Genomic DNA, 206 nt, shown 5'->3' on the forward strand with positions numbered 1-206 from the left:
AGCGCCTTGCTGCGGAACGGCTCGGGCCAGCCGCCCGGCGGGTCGCCGAGCTCGCCGTTGAGGACGCCGATGACCGAGTCGGGGATGTCGACGCGGCCGGGGTCGGCGGCGAACTCGGCCGGGTCGGCGCCGATGCCCACCAGGGACAGGGCGAGGTCGCCGATGACCTTGGACGACGGGGTCACCTTCGGGACGTTGCCGAGGAT

General features: G+C 73.8%; 1 protein-coding gene. It reads right to left on the reverse strand.

Annotation, left to right across the window (positions count from 1 at the left end; translation table 11 throughout):
- Window positions 1-185 (reverse strand): hypothetical protein (locus tag QWY28_RS24300; RefSeq protein ID WP_300955449.1); only part of this gene is annotated, 185 nt, incomplete at its 3' end.
- Window positions 186-206: the final 21 nt, after the last annotated feature.

The organism is Nocardioides oceani (assembly GCF_030412965.1).
Taxonomy (GTDB): domain Bacteria; phylum Actinomycetota; class Actinomycetes; order Propionibacteriales; family Nocardioidaceae; genus Nocardioides; species Nocardioides oceani.